Annotated in this window: 10 protein-coding genes and 1 tRNA gene; 9 read left to right on the top strand and 2 right to left on the bottom strand. The window is 69.6% G+C overall.

All coding sequences use genetic code 11. From position 1 onward, the window contains the following. Positions 1–98: 98 nt before the first annotated feature. Both LO772_RS14225 and LO772_RS14220 read right to left on the bottom strand, forming a co-directional pair. The gene (locus tag LO772_RS14225) at positions 99–1,133 is read right to left on the bottom strand and encodes an adenosine deaminase (RefSeq protein WP_231778778.1); all 1,035 of its coding nucleotides are present in this window, start codon (positions 1,131–1,133) and stop codon (positions 99–101) included. A gap of 160 nt (positions 1,134–1,293) precedes the next feature. Then, the gene (locus tag LO772_RS14220; RefSeq protein ID WP_231778777.1) at positions 1,294–2,535 is read right to left on the bottom strand and encodes a pyridoxal phosphate-dependent aminotransferase; all 1,242 of its coding nucleotides are present in this window, start codon (positions 2,533–2,535) and stop codon (positions 1,294–1,296) included. A gap of 195 nt (positions 2,536–2,730) precedes the next feature. On the opposite strand from LO772_RS14220, the gene LO772_RS14215 reads away from it, so the two are divergent. From LO772_RS14215 to LO772_RS14175, 9 genes are all read left to right on the top strand, one after another. Then, positions 2,731–2,803: transfer RNA gene (locus tag LO772_RS14215), tRNA-Trp, on the top strand. A gap of 128 nt (positions 2,804–2,931) precedes the next feature. Next, positions 2,932–3,258, top strand: a complete 327-nt coding sequence (secE, locus tag LO772_RS14210) for a preprotein translocase subunit SecE (RefSeq protein WP_231778776.1) — start codon at positions 2,932–2,934, stop codon at positions 3,256–3,258. Positions 3,259–3,413: 155 nt separating this feature from the next. Continuing rightward, positions 3,414–4,190 carry a transcription termination/antitermination protein NusG gene (nusG, locus tag LO772_RS14205; RefSeq protein WP_443089411.1) on the top strand — a complete coding sequence of 259 codons (777 nt, stop codon included), beginning with the start codon at positions 3,414–3,416 and terminating at the stop codon, positions 4,188–4,190. Between the two features lie 300 nt (positions 4,191–4,490). After that, on the top strand, positions 4,491–4,922 hold the full coding sequence (gene rplK, locus LO772_RS14200) for a 50S ribosomal protein L11 (protein ID WP_231778775.1): 432 nt from the start codon (positions 4,491–4,493) through the stop codon (positions 4,920–4,922). Between the two features lie 101 nt (positions 4,923–5,023). Then, entirely contained in the window at positions 5,024–5,755 is a 732-nt protein-coding gene (rplA, locus tag LO772_RS14195; RefSeq protein ID WP_231778774.1) for a 50S ribosomal protein L1, read from the top strand. Between the two features lie 453 nt (positions 5,756–6,208). Next, positions 6,209–6,778 carry a 50S ribosomal protein L10 gene (gene rplJ, locus LO772_RS14190; RefSeq protein ID WP_231778773.1) on the top strand — a complete coding sequence of 190 codons (570 nt, stop codon included), beginning with the start codon at positions 6,209–6,211 and terminating at the stop codon, positions 6,776–6,778. Positions 6,779–6,877: 99 nt separating this feature from the next. Then, positions 6,878–7,267: a 50S ribosomal protein L7/L12 gene (gene rplL, locus LO772_RS14185; protein ID WP_231778772.1), complete on the top strand. Its 390-nt coding sequence runs from the start codon at positions 6,878–6,880 to the stop codon at positions 7,265–7,267. A gap of 1,387 nt (positions 7,268–8,654) precedes the next feature. Next, positions 8,655–12,140: a DNA-directed RNA polymerase subunit beta gene (rpoB, locus tag LO772_RS14180; RefSeq protein ID WP_231778771.1), complete on the top strand. Its 3,486-nt coding sequence runs from the start codon at positions 8,655–8,657 to the stop codon at positions 12,138–12,140. Between the two features lie 134 nt (positions 12,141–12,274). Then, positions 12,275–16,168 carry a DNA-directed RNA polymerase subunit beta' gene (locus LO772_RS14175; RefSeq protein WP_231778770.1) on the top strand — a complete coding sequence of 1,298 codons (3,894 nt, stop codon included), beginning with the start codon at positions 12,275–12,277 and terminating at the stop codon, positions 16,166–16,168. Positions 16,169–16,682 lie beyond the last annotated feature (514 nt).

Genomic DNA, 16,682 nt, shown 5'->3' with positions numbered 1-16,682 from the left:
CCTTCACCTCGGCCCCACGCCCGGCCTTCGCCTCGGGGTGGGCCGCGGCATGCCGCGGGTCCCCCCGACCCCGGCCCCGAGCCGTCCCCGCCCGCCGGTCATGCCCCCAGCCACGCGTCGACGCCCGCCAGCAGCTTGTCCCGCACTTCCTCCGGCGCCACCGATCCGCGGATCGACTGCCGTGCCAGCTCCGCCAGTTCGTCGTCCGTGAAGCCGTGTGACGTGCGCGCGATCTCGTACTGCGCCGCGAGACGCGAGCCGAAGAGCAGCGGATCGTCCGCCCCCAGAGCGATCTGGACGCCCGCCTCGAACAACCGCCGCAACGGCACCTGCGCCGGATCGTCGTACACCCCGAGCGCCACATTCGACGCCGGGCACACCTCGCAGACGATGCCGCGCCGCGCCAACTCCGCGACCAGCTCCGGATCCTCCGCGGCGCGGACGCCGTGCCCCAGCCGCCGCGCGCCCAGCACGTCGACGCACTCGCGGATGCTGCGCGGCCCGTCCAACTCCCCGCCGTGCGGGTTCGCGAACAGCCCCGAGCGCCGCGCGATGGCGAAGGCATGCTCGAACTCCAAGGCCCTGCCCCGCCGTTCGTCGTTCGAGAGGCCAAACCCGACGACCCGGCCCCCCGCCCCCCGGTCCGCGTACCGCGCCGCGAGCCGGGCCAGCGTGCGCGCCTCCAACTGGTGCTTGGTCCGATTCGCCGCGATCACCACCGCGATGCCCACGCCGGTCGCGCGCTCGGCTTCCTCCACCGCCTCCAGGATCACCTCGACCGCCGGCGTGAGCCCGCCGAGCCGCGGCGCGTACGACGTCGGGTCCACCTGGATCTCCAGCCACTCCGATCCGTCCGCGAGATCGTCCTCGGCGGCCTCGCGCACCAGCCGGCGCACGTCGTCGGCACTGCGCACACACGACCGCGCGATGTCGTACAGCCTCTGGAACCGGAACCACCCGCGCTCGTCGGTCGCCCGCAGACGCGGGGGAGTGCCGGAGGTCAGGGCGGACGGCAGGTGCACGCGGTACCGGTCGGCCAGCTCCAGCAGCGTCTGCGGGCGCATCGAACCGGTGAAGTGCAGGTGCAGGTGGGCCTTCGGGAGGGCGCGTACATCGCGGACGGGGTGATCCATCCCCCGAATCATGGCCGACCGCGGGCCCGAGCGGGTGCGGTCCGCCCAGGTTGCCTCGTCCGGATGACGGCCGCCGCTCCCGCGGCGCCCCAAACGCCGGGAAAGCGCGGGGCCGCCCACCGAACCCGGCAGGCGGCCCCGCGCGTCCCTCAGGCCGGTGTCACTTCGCCTCGGCCAGCAGCTTCGCGATCCGCGACACGCCCTCGACCAGGTCGTCGTCGCCCAGCGCGTACGACAGCCGCAGGTAGCCCGGCGTGCCGAACGCCTCGCCCGGCACCACCGCGACCTCGGCCTCGTCGAGGATCAGCGCCGCCAGCTCCGCCGAATCCCCCGGCACCCGGCCGCGGATCTCCTTGCCGATGACCCCCTTCACCGACGGGTACACGTAGAACGCCCCCTTCGGCTCGGGGCACTCGACACCCGGGATCTCGTTCAGCATGCGCACGATCGTGCGGCGGCGCCGGTCGAACGCCACCTTCATCTCGTCCACCGCCGACAGGTCGCCCGACACCGCCGCGAGCGCCGCGGCCTGCGCCACGTTGCACACGTTGGACGTCGCGTGCGACTGCAGGTTGGCGGCGGCCTTGACGACGTCCTTCGGCCCGATGACCCACCCCACGCGCCAACCCGTCATCGCGTACGTCTTCGCGACACCGTTGACGATGATCGTGCGGTCGGCCAGCTCCGGCACGACGGTCGGCATCGAGACGAACTCGGCGTCGTCGTACACCAGGTGCTCGTAGATCTCGTCGGTCAGCACCCACAGGCCGTGCGACGCGGCCCAGCGGCCGATCTCCTCGACCTGCGCCCGCGAGTAGACGGCCCCCGTCGGGTTCGACGGCGACACGAACAGCAGCACCTTGGTGTTCGGCGTGCGCGCCGCCTCCAACTGCTCGACCGACACCAGGTAACCCGTGGTCTCGTCCGCCACGACCTCCACCGGCACCCCGCCGGCGAGCTTGATCGACTCGGGGTACGTCGTCCAGTACGGAGCCGGGACGATCACCTCGTCGCCCGGGTCGAGAATCGCCGCGAAGGCCTCGTAGATCGCCTGCTTGCCACCGTTGGTGACCAGCACCTGCGACACGTCGACGGCGAGGCCGGAGTCGCGCAGCGTCTTGTCGACGATCGCCTGCTTCAGCTCCGGCAACCCCCCGGCCGGCGTGTAGCGGTGGAACTTGGGCGTACGGCACGCGGCCACCGCCGCGTCGACGATGTATTCGGGCGTCGGGAAGTCCGGCTCACCGGCACCGAAACCGATGACCGGACGCCCGGCGGCCTTGAGGGCCTTGGCCTTGGCGTCGACGGCAAGGGTCGCGGACTCGGCGATCGCACCGATACGTGCGGAAACCCGGCGTTCCGTGGGCGAACTGGTCTGGGGGCTGGAGGAAGCAGCGGTCATGCCCCAATCGTCGCACTGCCTCCCGGCCGCGGACACGCAGGTTTCCGGATCCGGCGCGGACGCGGAACCATCGGTTCGACCTCGGGCGGCTCAACCCGTACACTCTGTCCCTGGTGGATCGAGCCTTGCTGCCTCACGCCCGGAAACCCCGTGGTTCCCGGGCGCATGGTGGGCTAGGTTGGAGCCATCGAGTGAAGGGCACTAGCTCAATTGGCAGAGCACCGGTCTCCAAAACCGGGGGTTGGGGGTTCAAGTCCCTCGTGCCCTGCGATGTGCCATTCCGATGCGGATTCGTGAGTCCATGAACGCCTTGGGATGCGCATAGCGGTCAGCGCAGTCGATTCAGCGCCGACGACACCGTCGGTGATCCAGTCAGGCCGGATCAGGTGAGGACGAGTGACGGAGGCCCACGGCTCCACCGCCACGCCCGAGGATGAGCGCTCGGACGAACTGGGCGTGGACGAGACCCCTCCCGGCGGCGGCAACCGTCGGAGGCGCCGGGCCCAGGCCGAGAAGCCCGACCCGAAGAAGAAGGGCATCTTCGCCCGCCTCGCGCTGTTCTACCGGCAGGTCGTCGCCGAGCTCCGCAAGGTCGTGTGGCCGACGCGCAACGAGTTGATCACGTACACGACCGTCGTGATCGTCTTCTGCCTCATCATCATCGGCATCGTCTACTCGCTGGACCTCGGCTTCTCCAGGGCGGCGCTCGAAGTCTTCGGCTGACGGCTGAATCCGCCCGTTCGGCGGTTACTGTGGTGTCCTGGGCAGCGATGCCCAGGGCACCGGTCGTTTCCGTGAGCGCCGTGAGCAGCGCGAGCAGCACACGACAGACCGCCGTGCCCGTCCGATTGACCCCCACCCAGGAAGAAGCAGCCACCGTGTCAGACCCGAACCTGTTCCCCGGCGAGACCGTCGAGGAGACGGGGTCCCTGCCGGAGCAGGCGGAGGACGCCGCCGTGCCCGCCCCGGCCACCGCCGACCCGGAAGGGGCCGACGAGTCGGCCGCGGAAGGCGACGCCGCAGAGGCTGCCGAGGCTGACGTGGTCGAGGAGTCCCCGGTGGACACTCTCGAGGAGTTCCGCGAGGCCCTGCGCCGCGCACCCGGTGAGTGGTACGTCATCCACTCCTACGCGGGCTACGAGAACCGCGTGAAGGCCAACCTCGAATCGCGCACGACCTCGCTCAACATGGAGGAGTTCATCTTCCAGGTCGAGGTGCCGATGGAAGAGGTCATCGAGATCAAGAACGGTCAGAAGAAGACCGTCAAGCGCAACAAGTTCCCCGGCTACGTGCTGGTCCGCATGGACCTCACCAACGAGTCCTGGGGCGCGGTGCGCAACACTCCCGGTGTCACCGGCTTCGTCGGCAACGCCCACGAGCCGTACCCGCTGACCCTCGACGAGGTCGCCAAGATCCTGGCGCCCGAGGAAGAGCAGGCGGCGGCGGGCGGCGGTGCCGTCAAGGCGCCCGCCGAGGTCAAGGTGCTCGACTTCGAGGTCGGCGACTCGGTCACCGTCATCGACGGCCCCTTCGCGACGCTCCAGGCGACGATCAACGAGATCAACGCCGACTCGCAGAAGGTCAAGGGCCTCGTCGAGATCTTCGGCCGCGAGACCCCCGTCGAGCTGTCGTTCAACCAGATCCAGAAGAACTGAGGCTTCCCGGCCCGGGGCGGCGCTGTGCGCGGTTCCGGGCCGCGGATTAGGGCGCCTTCGCAACGGTGGCTATCGTTGTGGGGGCGCCACGCCGCGTATGCCGTATTCCGGCCGGACCACGGACACCCTGATCCGGCCCCGGAGAGTCGGACGAGCGTGGCGCACGCCGTGCGAAAGAGCCCCCTCGCGGAGCCCTGCGTACCGTGCGGCGACAAGCGGAGTCGGTGGCCGCCCCCCACACAGCGGAGTCGGTCGCCGCCAGCACACACAGGCGTACATCTCGTCGAAGGACCCGGAAACATGCCTCCCAAGAAGAAGCTTGCAGCCGTCATCAAGCTGCAGATCAAGGCCGGCGCCGCCACCCCGGCCCCGCCGGTCGGTCCGGCGCTGGGCCAGCACGGCGTCAACATCATGGAGTTCTGCAAGGCCTACAACGCGGCGACCGAGTCGCAGCGCGGCGACATCGTGCCGGTGGAGATCTCGGTCTTCGAGGACCGCTCCTTCACCTTCGTCACGAAGACGCCGCCGGCCGCGCGCCTGATCCTCAAGGCCGCCGGGGTCGAGAAGGGCTCGGGTGAGCCCCACAAGACCAAGGTCGCCAAGATCACCCGCGAGCAGGTCCGCGGCATCGCCGAGACCAAGATGCCGGACCTCAACGCGAACGACATCGACGCCGCCGAGAAGATCATCGCCGGCACCGCCCGCTCGATGGGCATCACCGTCGAGGGCTGAGCCCCCGACACCCGACCGGCACATACCTCGGCAAGACGTGGCAGGGCCGTTGCGTCGGCCCGATCCACCACGACTCCTCTTCGCATCTCCCAGGAGCAGAAGTGACGCAGCGCAGCAAGACCTACCGCGAGGGCGCCGCCCAGGTGGACCGCGAGCGGCTGTACGCCCCGCTCGAAGCCGTCCGCCTGGCGAAGACGACCTCGAAGACCAAGTTCGACGCGACCGTCGAGGTCGCCCTGCGGCTGGGCGTCGACCCCCGCAAGGCCGACCAGATGGTCCGCAGCACCGTGATCCTCCCGCACGGCACCGGCAAGACCGCCCGGGTCCTGGTCTTCGCGACCGGTGACCGTGCCGAGGCAGCGAAGGCTGCGGGCGCCGACATCGTCGGCGCCGACGAGCTGATCGACCGCATCCTCAAGGGCGAACTGCTCAACGAGATCGACTCGGTCGTGGCCACGCCGGACCTCATGGGCAAGGTCGGCCGCCTCGGCCGCGTGCTCGGTCCGCGCGGCCTGATGCCCAACCCCAAGACGGGCACCGTGACCCCGGACGTCGCCAAGGCGGTCAACGAGATCAAGGGCGGCAAGATCGAGTTCCGCGTCGACAAGCACTCCAACCTGCACTTCGTGATCGGCAAGACGTCGTTCAGCGACGAGCAGCTGGTGGAGAACTACGGCGCGGCGCTGGACGAGGTCCTGCGTGTCAAGCCGTCCGCGGCCAAGGGCCGCTACGTCAAGAAGGTCGCCTTCACGACCACCATGGGCCCCGGCATCCCGGTCGACCCGAACCGCACCCGCAACCTCCTCGTCGAGGAGGACCCGGCCGCGGTCTGACGGTGAACTCCGGTGGCCCGTACGCCCCTTCGCGGGGCGTGCGGGCCACCGCGCGTTCCGCGCGAGGCTCCGGCGGCCCCGGGCGCCGGTACGCGAACCCAGCCGCGGCACCCGGGAGAGATTTCCGGCCGGCGGGCCTGTCGTGCCGACATGACCCTGATTTGCCACACGCACGCGGCCTCCCGTACCGTGGTCGCAGCCAAAGACCGCCGGTCGTCGCTGGCGTGCCCTTCTCGTGAGGGCCCAGTGACCGAAGGCTCCGCAGCAGCGGGCGACCTGCGCAGGTGTTCGTGAGACGTTCCTGGCCGTCCGGGTTCCCGGAGAGGCCGTGTCCGCCCCGTGCGCCCGCGCCGGGGCGTTTTCGTTTTCGGATCCCTTGCCCGTCGGTGGTCTCCCGGCATCCGGTCGGTCCACGGCCGATCGTCGATCGCATCGCGGAAGGAGGCCCGTCCCATGGCGAGGCCCGACAAGGCAGCCGCGGTTGCCGAGCTGGCGGACAAGTTCCGCAGCTCGAACGCCGCCGTGCTGACCGAGTACCGCGGGCTCACCGTGGCGCAGCTCAAGGAGCTCCGCCGCTCCCTCGGTGAGAACGCGCAGTACGCCGTGGTGAAGAACACGCTGACCAAGGTTGCGGCCAACGAGGCGGGCATCAGCGAGCTGGACGACCTGCTTGAGGGTCCGTCCGCGATCGCTTTCGTCTCCGGGGACCCGGTCGAGGCCGCCAAGGGCCTGCGTGACTTCGCCAAGGCGAACCCCCTTCTCGTCATCAAGGGCGGTGTCCTGGAGGGCAAGGCCCTCGGCGCTGACGAGATCAAGAAGCTCGCGGACCTCGAGTCCCGCGACGTGCTGCTCGCCAAGCTGGCGGGTGCCATGAAGGGCTCGATGGCCAAGGCCGCCGCGACCTTCCAGGCCCCGCTCACGCAGTTCGCCCGCACCGCGGACGCACTGCGCGCGAAGGTCGAGCAGGGCGGTGCCGGCGAGCCGGCTCCCGCCGCCGAGTCCGCGGAGGCCGCGGCCGAGTAATTCGGCCCGCAGCACCGCGACCCGGTCGCCGGGGGCCCAGCCCCCGCCGTTCACATCACTCCGGCACCCGCCGAACCAGACTAGGAAGGACCGCCGATCATGGCGAAGCTCAGCACCGAAGAGCTGCTCGACACGTTCAAGGAAATGTCCCTCATCGAGCTTGCCGACTTCGTGAAGCTCTTCGAGGAGACCTTCGACGTCAAGGCCGCCGCCCCGGCCGCCGTCGCCGTGCCCGTCCCCGGGCAGGGTGGTGGCGATGCTGCCGAGGCCGAGGTCAAGGACTCGTTCGACGTCATCCTCGAAGGCGCCGGCGACAAGAAGATCCAGGTCATCAAGGAGGTCCGCGCGCTCACGAGCCTGGGCCTGAAGGAAGCCAAGGACCTGGTCGACGGCGCTCCGAAGCCGCTGCTCGAGGGCGTCAACAAGGAGACCGCGGACAAGGCGAAGGCCGCCCTCGAAGGCGCCGGCGCCAGCGTCTCCGTGAAGTAAGCACCGCTTGCTCCACCCCCGCACCACCCGTCAGGCGGCAATCCCCCAGGGATTGCCGCCTGACGCTTTCCCTACCCGTACTCCGCCCCGGCCACGTCCCACGGCCGCTCCGGCGGCGGGTACGAAAAACACCCGGCCCCACCTCGTCCGGCGGGCCAACACCCCGGCCGGACCCCCTCGCCCCGGCGAAGCACACCCGGCCCCAGCTCGGCCGCTCCCACCCCCGCACTCGTCCGGCGCGAATGGCCGCTTCCGGCCCGGACATGTCGCCGCGCCGGCGTCCGTGCCGCCGATGGGCCCGTGATGCCGGTGCGCCGGAAATCGCGCAGGTGACGGTCGTGGAGGTGCCGTGCCGGTGCGGGGAGGCGGACGCGCGTCACGGTGCACCCGGCGTCAGGCTCGTGGCCCGCGAGTAGACGCGACCGTCCTCCGCCGCGAAGCACGGCCGAGCGATACCCCCGCCTCTCCACCGTCTGCCTACCGGCCGAAAGCCCCCACCTCGGCCCCGATTCCATCGCCGACACCCGACTCGGGCGCTCGGCCGAGTCGGGCCCGGGCGCGGACGGAGACCGCGGCACCGGCTCAGGCGCGACTCCCGCCCGGCTCCCGACCTCGGCACTCGGCCCTGGTCCGGCATCGGACGCGTGGCCCCTGCACCAAACACATCCCCGGGTCCCGGCACCCGTCCGGGCATTCGTCTCGCCGACCCGGCATCCGACTCCGGCGCCCGTCTCGCGGGCCCGGCATCCGACTCCGACTCCTGTCCCGTCGGACCGGCGACCCCGCATCCCGTCCTCTGCCGACGAGCGAGATCGTGCGTTGTCCCGTCGTCACGCGGGCTTCTCGGGGCGTCGGATTCACCGGTTCGGGCTCACCCTGAAGAGTGATTTGCACAACATATGACGGTGGGCTCCGGGGAGTGCGGCCGGGCCGTCCGGCGCCCCCCGGCGGGGGTCGGCGCCGGGTGCCCGGGGAGGCACGGCAACCGCTTGTTCCGGCGCCCGCGACCGCCTCGCGGTGTCGTGCGGTAGCGTGCCGCGGGGCTGTGACCTGCGCCGGGACGCAGAGTTCCGGTGGAACCGCAACGCGCCGCCCCGGCAGCGGGTATCTGTCGGTCGGCTGTGCAAGAGTGTTCCCCGTGCCTCCGCCTCCCGGTCGCCTCTTGACGAACCGGACGCGGCGCGCAATTCTTCGGACGCGTCCCGAAGAGCACTTGCCGGGTGGCAGAAGCCCCCGAGATAGCGAGCGCCCCTTCCGGGCGCTGGACAGCGGTGTGCCGTGTGGCTACACTGACCCTTTGCGCTGCCTGTTGACCCGTCCACGGTAACTCCCACCGAGGCTGTCCGGCATGCGCATAGTGAGTCCGATGCCCTCGGAAGGACCCCTCTTGGCCGCCTCGCGCAACGCCACGAACGCTACGAACAACGGCGCCGCCAGTACCGCCCCGCTCCGCATCTCCTTCGCCAAGATTCGCGAGCCTCTTGAGGTACCGAACCTTCTCGCGCTGCAAACCGAGAGCTTCGACTGGCTGCTCGGCAACAGCGTTTGGAAGGCTCGAGTCGAGGATGCGCTCGCCTCCGGAGCAGACGTCCCCAGGAAGTCCGGCCTCGAAGAGATCTTCGAGGAGATCTCCCCGATCGAGGACTTCTCCGGGTCGATGTCGCTCACGTTCCGCGACCACCGCTTCGAGCCGCCGAAGAACTCGATCGAAGAGTGCAAGGAGCGTGACTTCACGTACTCCGCGCCGCTGTTCGTCACGGCGGAGTTCACCAACAACGAGACCGGCGAGATCAAGAGCCAGACGGTCTTCATGGGCGACTTCCCGCTCATGACCAACAAGGGCACGTTCATCATCAACGGCACCGAGCGTGTCGTGGTGTCGCAGCTCGTGCGCTCGCCCGGCGTCTACTTCGACAAGCAGATCGACAAGACGTCCGACAAGGACATCTTCAGCGCCAAGGTCATCCCGTCGCGCGGTGCGTGGCTGGAGCTGGAGATCGACAAGCGCGACACGGTCGGCGTGCGCATCGACCGCAAGCGCAAGCAGTCTGTCACGGTGCTGCTCAAGGCGCTGGGCTGGACCGACGCCCAGATCCTGGAGGAGTTCGGCGAGTACGAGTCGATGCGCCAGACCCTGGAGAAGGACCACACCCAGGGCCAGGACGACGCGCTGCTCGACATCTACCGCAAGCTGCGTCCGGGCGAGCCCCCCACGCGCGAGGCCGCGCAGACGCTGCTGGAGAACCTCTACTTCAACCCGAAGCGGTACGACCTCGCCAAGGTCGGCCGGTACAAGATCAACAAGAAGCTGGGCGTCGACCGCCCGCTCGACGCGGGGACCCTCACCGTCGAGGACGTCATCGCGACGATCAAGTACCTGGTCAAGCTGCACGCGGGCGAGATGGAGATGACCGGCCTGTCCGGTCAGGAGATCGTCGTCGAGGCCGACGACATCGACCACTTCGGCAACCGCCGCCTGCGCAACGTCGGCGAGCTGATCCAGAACCAGGTCCGCACCGGCCTCGCGCGCATGGAGCGCGTCGTCCGCGAGCGCATGACCACGCAGGACGTCGAGGCGATCACGCCGCAGACGCTCATCAACATCCGACCGGTCGTCGCCTCCATCAAGGAGTTCTTCGGCACCAGCCAGCTGTCGCAGTTCATGGACCAGACCAACCCGCTGTCGGGCCTGACCCACAAGCGCCGCCTGTCGGCGCTCGGCCCCGGCGGTCTGTCCCGCGAGCGCGCCGGCTTCGAGGTCCGCGACGTGCACCCGTCGCACTACGGCCGCATGTGCCCGATCGAGACGCCGGAAGGCCCGAACATCGGCCTCATCGGCTCGCTCGCGTCGTACGGCCGCGTCAACGCGTTCGGCTTCGTCGAGACGCCGTACCGCAAGGTCACCGGCGGCGTCGTCACCGACGATGTCGACTACCTGACCGCCGACGAAGAGGACCGCTTCGTCATCGCGCAGGCCAACGCGCCGCTCAACGACGACAACACGTTCGCCGAGGCCCGTGCGCTGGTCCGGCGCCGCGGCGGCGAGATCGACTACCTGCCCGGCGACGAGATCGACTACATGGACGTCTCGCCGCGCCAGATGGTGTCGGTCGCGACCGCGATGATCCCGTTCCTGGAGCACGACGACGCCAATCGCGCGCTCATGGGCTCCAACATGATGCGCCAGGCCGTGCCGCTCCTGAAGGCCGAGTCGCCGCTGGTCGGCACCGGCATGGAGTACCGCGCGGCGGTCGACGCCGCGGACGTCATCGCGGCCGAGAAGGACGGCGTCGTCACCGACGTGTCCGCCGACTACGTGACCGTCATGAACGACGACGCCACGTACACCACGTACCGCGTGCAGAAGTTCATGCGCTCCAACCAGGGCACGAGCTTCAACCAGAAGGTCATCGTCGACGAAGGCGCCCGCGTCGAGGCCGGCCAGGTCCTCGCCGACGGCCCGTGCACCGAAGACGGCGAGATGGCCCTCGGCAAGAACCTCCTCGTGGCGTTCATGCCGTGGGAAGGCCACAACTACGAGGACGCGATCATCCTGTCGCAGCGCCTCGTGCAGGACGACGTCCTGTCCTCGATCCACATCGAGGAGCACGAGGTCGACGCCCGCGACACCAAGCTCGGCCCCGAGGAGATCACCCGGGACATCCCGAACGTCTCCGAGGAGGTCCTGGCCGACCTCGACGAGCGCGGCATCATCCGCATCGGTGCGGACGTCGTGCCCGGCGACATCCTGGTCGGCAAGGTCACCCCCAAGGGCGAGACCGAGCTGACCCCCGAGGAGCGCCTGCTCCGCGCGATCTTCGGCGAGAAGGCGCGCGAGGTCCGCGACACCTCGCTGAAGGTGCCGCACGGTGAGCAGGGCAAGGTCATCGGCGTGCGCGTCTTCGACCGCGAGGCCGGCGACGAACTGCCGCCGGGCGTGAACCAGTTGGTGCGCGTGTACGTCGCCCAGAAGCGCAAGATCACCGACGGCGACAAGCTCGCGGGCCGCCACGGCAACAAGGGCGTCATCGCCAAGATCCTGCCGGTCGAGGACATGCCGTTCCTGGAGGACGGCACCCCGGTCGACATCATCCTCAACCCGCTCGGCGTGCCGTCCCGGATGAACCCGGGCCAGGTCCTCGAGACCCACCTCGGCTGGGTGGCCAGCCGCGGCTGGCAGGTCGAGGGCGACGACGAGGAGTGGAAGGGCCGCCTGCGCGCCATTGGCGCCGACGCGGCGGAGCCCGGCACCAACGTCGCCACCCCGGTCTTCGACGGCGCGCGCGAGGAGGAGATCACCGGCCTCCTCGACTCGACGATCCCGAACCGCGACGGCATCCGCATGATCGACGGGTCCGGCAAGGCGCGGCTGTTCGACGGCCGTTCCGGCGAGCCGTTCCCGCACCCGATCTCGGTCGGCTACATGTACATCCTGAAGCTGCACCACCTGGTCGACGACAAGCTGCACGCGCGCTCGACCGGCCCGTACTCGATGATCACCCAGCAGCCGCTGGGCGGTAAGGCGCAGTTCGGTGGCCAGCGCTTCGGTGAGATGGAGGTGTGGGCGCTGGAGGCGTACGGCGCCGCCTACGCCCTCCAGGAACTGCTGACGATCAAGTCCGACGACGTTCTCGGCCGCGTCAAGGTGTACGAGGCCATCGTCAAGGGCGAGAACATCCCGGAGCCCGGCATCCCCGAGTCCTTCAAGGTGCTCATCAAGGAGATGCAGTCGCTCTGCCTCAACGTGGAGGTGCTCTCCAGCGACGGCATGTCGATCGAGATGCGCGACACCGACGAGGACGTCTTCCGCGCGGCGGAGGAGCTCGGTATCGACCTGTCCCGGCGCGAGCCGAGCAGCGTCGAAGAGGTCTGATGTGCGGCCCGGGACCCGACCGCGTCGGGCCCCGGACACCCGGACCACAGACCTGATGAAGACACCCCCGGGGCGGCTGCCAACCCCAGTGGCCGCCGCCGGGACCAAACCCCGAAAGAGGGATTGACGAAACAGTGCTCGACGTCAACTTCTTCGACGAGCTGCGTATCGGCCTCGCCACCGCCGACGACATCCGCACGTGGTCACACGGCGAGGTCAAGAAGCCGGAAACCATCAACTACCGCACCCTGAAGCCGGAAAAGGACGGGCTCTTCTGCGAGAAGATCTTCGGCCCCACCCGGGACTGGGAGTGCTACTGCGGCAAGTACAAGCGCGTCCGCTTCAAGGGCATCATCTGCGAGCGCTGCGGCGTCGAGGTCACGCGCGCCAAGGTGCGTCGTGAGCGGATGGGCCACATCGAGCTGGCCGCGCCGGTCACCCACATCTGGTACTTCAAGGGCGTGCCGAGCCGCCTCGGCTACCTGCTCGACCTCGCCCCGAAGGACCTGGAGAAGGTCATCTACTTCGCGGCGTACATGATCACGTACGTCGACGAGGAGCGCCGCCAGCGCGACCTGCCGTCGCTCGAGGCCAAGATCTCGGTCGAGCGCCAGCAGATCGAGCAGCGCCGCGACGCCTCGGTCGAGGAGCGCCAGAAGAAGCTCGAAGCCGACCTGGCCGAGCTGGAGGCCGAGGGCGCCAAGTCCGACGTGCGCCGCAAGGTGCGCGAGGGCGCCGAGCGCGAGATGAAGCAGCTGCGCGACCGCAACCAGCGCGAGCTGGACCGTCTCGACGAGGTGTGGACGCGGTTCAAGAACCTCAAGGTGCAGGACCTCGAAGGCGACGAGATCCTGTTCCGCGAGATGCGCGACCGCTTCGGCACGTACTTCCTCGGCAGCATGGGCGCGCAGGCGCTGCAGAAGCGCCTGGAGTCGTTCGACCTCGAGGCCGAGGCCGAGAAGCTCCGCGAGATCATCCGCACCGGCAAGGGCCAGAAGAAGACCCGCGCGCTCAAGCGCCTCAAGGTCGTCTCGGCGTTCCTGCAGACCCGCAACAGCCCGACCGGCATGGTGCTGGACTGCGTCCCGGTCATCCCGCCGGACCTGCGTCCGATGGTGCAGCTGGACGGTGGCCGCTTCGCGACCTCCGACCTGAACGACCTGTACCGCCGCGTCATCAACCGCAACAACCGCCTCAAGCGGCTTCTCGACCTCGGCGCGCCCGAGATCATCGTCAACAACGAGAAGCGCATGCTCCAGGAGGCCGTCGACGCGCTGTTCGACAACGGCCGCCGCGGGCGTCCGGTCACCGGGCCGGGCAACCGTCCGCTCAAGTCGCTGTCCGACATGCTCAAGGGCAAGCAGGGCCGGTTCCGCCAGAACCTGCTCGGCAAGCGCGTCGACTACTCCGGTCGCTCCGTGATCGTCGTCGGCCCGCAGCTCAAGCTGCACCAGTGCGGTCTGCCCAAGCAGATGGCGCTGGAGCTGTTCAAGCCGTTCGTGATGAAGCGCCTGGTCGACCTGAACCACGCGCAGAACATCAAGTCGGCCAAGCGCATGGTCGAGCGCGCCCGCCCGGTCGTGTGGGACGTCCTCGAAGAGGTCATCGCCGAGCACCCGGTGCTGCTCAACCGCGCGCCGACGCTGCACCGCCTCGGCATCCAGGCCTTCGAGCCGCAGCTCGTCGAGGGCAAGGCCATCCAGATCCACCCGCTCGTCTGCACCGCGTTCAACGCGGACTTCGACGGCGACCAGATGGCCGTCCACCTGCCGCTGTCCGCGGAGGCCCAGGCCGAGGCCCGCATCCTCATGCTGTCCTCGAACAACATCCTCAAGCCGGCCGACGGCCGTCCCGTCACCATGCCCACGCAGGACATGGTGCTGGGGTTGTTCTTCCTGACCTCGGACCGCGACGAAATGCGCGGCGCCGGACGCCAGTTCTCCTCGGTCGCCGAGGCCATCATGGCGTTCGACGCCCGGGAGCTGGACCTCCAGGCCAGGATCGACCTGCGCCTGCCGGCCGGCACCGTCCCGCCGCGCGGCTGGGTGGCGCCGGACAACGGCCCCGAGGGCGTGAACTGGGAGCCGGGGCAGCCGCTGCGGCTCACCACCACGCTCGGCCGCGCGCTGTTCAACGAACTCCTGCCGCTGGACTACCCGTTCATCGACACCGAGGTCGGCAAGAAGCAGCTCTCCGCGATCGTCAACGACCTCGCGGAGCGCTACCCCAAGGTCGAGGTCGCCGCGACGCTGGACAACCTCAAGGCCGCGGGCTTCCACTGGGCCACGCGCTCGGGTGTCACGGTGTCGATCTCCGACGTCGTGGTGCCGCCGAACAAGGCGCAGATCCTGGAGGGCTACGAGGCCCAGGCCGACAAGATCCAGAAGCAGTACGAGCGCGGTCTGATCACCAAGACCGAGCGGGCCCAGGAGCAGATCCAGATCTGGACCAAGGCGACCAACGAGGTCGCCGAGGCGATGAACGCGAACTTCCCGAAGACGAACCCCATTTTCATGATGGTCGACTCGGGTGCGCGCGGAAACATGATGCAGATGCGTCAGATCGCCGGTATGCGCGGCCTGGTGTCGAACGCCAAGAACGAGACGATCCCGCGTCCCATCAAGGCGTCGTTCCGCGAGGGCCTGTCCGTGCTGGAGTACTTCATCTCCACGCACGGCGCGCGCAAGGGTCTCGCCGACACCGCCCTGCGTACCGCCGACTCGGGGTACCTGACCCGGCGTCTGGTGGACGTCTCGCAGGACGTGATCATCCGCGAGGAGGACTGCGGCACCGACCGCGGCCTCAGCCTCGACATCGCGGTCCGGCAGGCCGACGGCTCGCTGCGCAAGACCAACGACGTCGAGACCAGCGTGTACGCGCGCAGCCTCGCCGAGGACGTCGTGGTCGACGGCAAGGTCGTGGCCCCCGCGGGCATCGACCTGGGCGACGTCATCATCAACCAGCTCGTCGCCGCCGGCGTCGAGAAGGTGAAGACCCGCTCGGTGCTGACCTGCGAGTCCAAGGTCGGCACCTGCGCGATGTGCTACGGCCGTTCGCTGGCCACCGGCAAGCTCGTCGACATCGGCGAGGCGGTCGGCATCATCGCCGCGCAGTCGATCGGTGAGCCCGGCACCCAGCTGACGATGCGTACCTTCCACACCGGTGGTGTGGCCGGTGACGACATCACGCAGGGTCTGCCGCGTGTCGTCGAGCTGTTCGAGGCCCGTACGCCCAAGGGCGTGGCCCCGATCAGCGAGGCGGCCGGCCGGGTCCGCATCGAGGACACCGACAAGACCCGCAAGGTCGTCGTGGTCCCGGACGACGGCTCGGAGGAGCTGGCGTACGCGGTCTCCAAGCGCGTCAAGCTGACCGTGGAGGAGGGCGACCCCGTCTCGGTCGGCGAGCGGCTGACCCAGGGTGCCGTCAACCCGCACGACGTGCTGCGCATCCTCGGCCAGCGCGCGGTCCAGGTCCACCTGGTCGCCGAGGTCCAGAAGGTCTACAACTCGCAGGGCGTGTCGATCCACGACAAGCACATCGAGATCATCATCCGGCAGATGCTGCGCCGCGTGACGATCATCGAGTCGGGCGACGCCGAGCTGCTGCCGGGCGAGCTGGTCGAGCGCGGCCGGTTCGAGAGCGAGAACCGGCGCGTGGTCTCCGAGGGCGGTACGCCGGCCTCGGGCCGTCCGCAGCTCATGGGCATCACGAAGGCGTCGCTGGCCACGGAGTCGTGGCTGTCGGCGGCTTCCTTCCAGGAGACGACCCGGGTGCTCACCGACGCGGCGATCCACGCCAAGTCGGACCCGCTGCTGGGCCTGAAGGAGAACGTCATCATCGGCAAGCTGATCCCGGCCGGTACGGGCATGCCCCGCTACCGCAACATCCGGGTGGAGCCCACCGAGGAGGCGAAGGCCGCGATGTACTCGATGTCGGGCTACGACGAGGCCGACTACTCGGCCTTCGGCACCGGCTCGGGCCAGGCGGTCCCGCTGGAGGAGTACGACTTCGGCGGCTACCAGGGCTGAGCCCCGGAGGCGTCGCAAGAGCAGGACGGCAGGGCCGCCACCGCACCCGGTGGCGGCCCTGCCGCGTCGTCGCCCGGCACCGCGCGCCGGGCGACGCGGGCGGCCCCCCGGCGCGCGGTGCCGGGCCGGCCCGGGCGCGCGCAGCGCGCGGGAGGCGCTCGGAACCGAGCCCGGGCGAGCGGGCCCGCGCGGGCGCGTTCGCCCGGCGGTCGCGCCGTCCGGGTAGGCTTGCCCGCGGATGGGGTGAAGAGGCCCGAGTACCGGCGGAACGGCCGGTCGGAGCGGGTGCGGACGAGTGGGACCGGGCCGGCAACCAGGCCCTTGGCTTTCGCTTTGACCTCCGCACGTGTGGTAGGTAGTCTCTTTCCCTGTGCCTGGGGTGTCCCCGGGTTCTTGCGCCTGCGCTCACCGACATCGGTTCGGATGCGCGCATCAGAAGGCGCGGGAGACCGAAACACATACCTCCCGATTCCGATCCGCGCTGAAGACTGGGCGACACGCCCGACCGCGGGGG

The sequence above is a fragment of the Yinghuangia sp. ASG 101 genome (genome assembly GCF_021165735.1).
In the GTDB taxonomy this organism is placed as follows: domain Bacteria; phylum Actinomycetota; class Actinomycetes; order Streptomycetales; family Streptomycetaceae; genus Yinghuangia.
Note: the sequence above shows the minus strand (reverse complement) of the source record. Positions and strands in the feature narration are given on the sequence as shown.

Bases quoted from the DNA above. Each gene is read 5' to 3' on its own strand.
- LO772_RS14225 (WP_231778778.1), bottom strand. From the start codon at position 1,133: ATGGATCACCCCGTCCGCGATGTACGCGCCCTCCCGAAGGCCCACCTG.
- LO772_RS14220 (WP_231778777.1), bottom strand. From the start codon at position 2,535: ATGACCGCTGCTTCCTCCAGCCCCCAGACCAGTTCGCCCACGGAACGC.
- rplK (WP_231778775.1), top strand. From the start codon at position 4,491: ATGCCTCCCAAGAAGAAGCTTGCAGCCGTCATCAAGCTGCAGATCAAG.
- rplJ (WP_231778773.1), top strand. From the start codon at position 6,209: ATGGCGAGGCCCGACAAGGCAGCCGCGGTTGCCGAGCTGGCGGACAAG.
- rplL (WP_231778772.1), top strand. From the start codon at position 6,878: ATGGCGAAGCTCAGCACCGAAGAGCTGCTCGACACGTTCAAGGAAATG.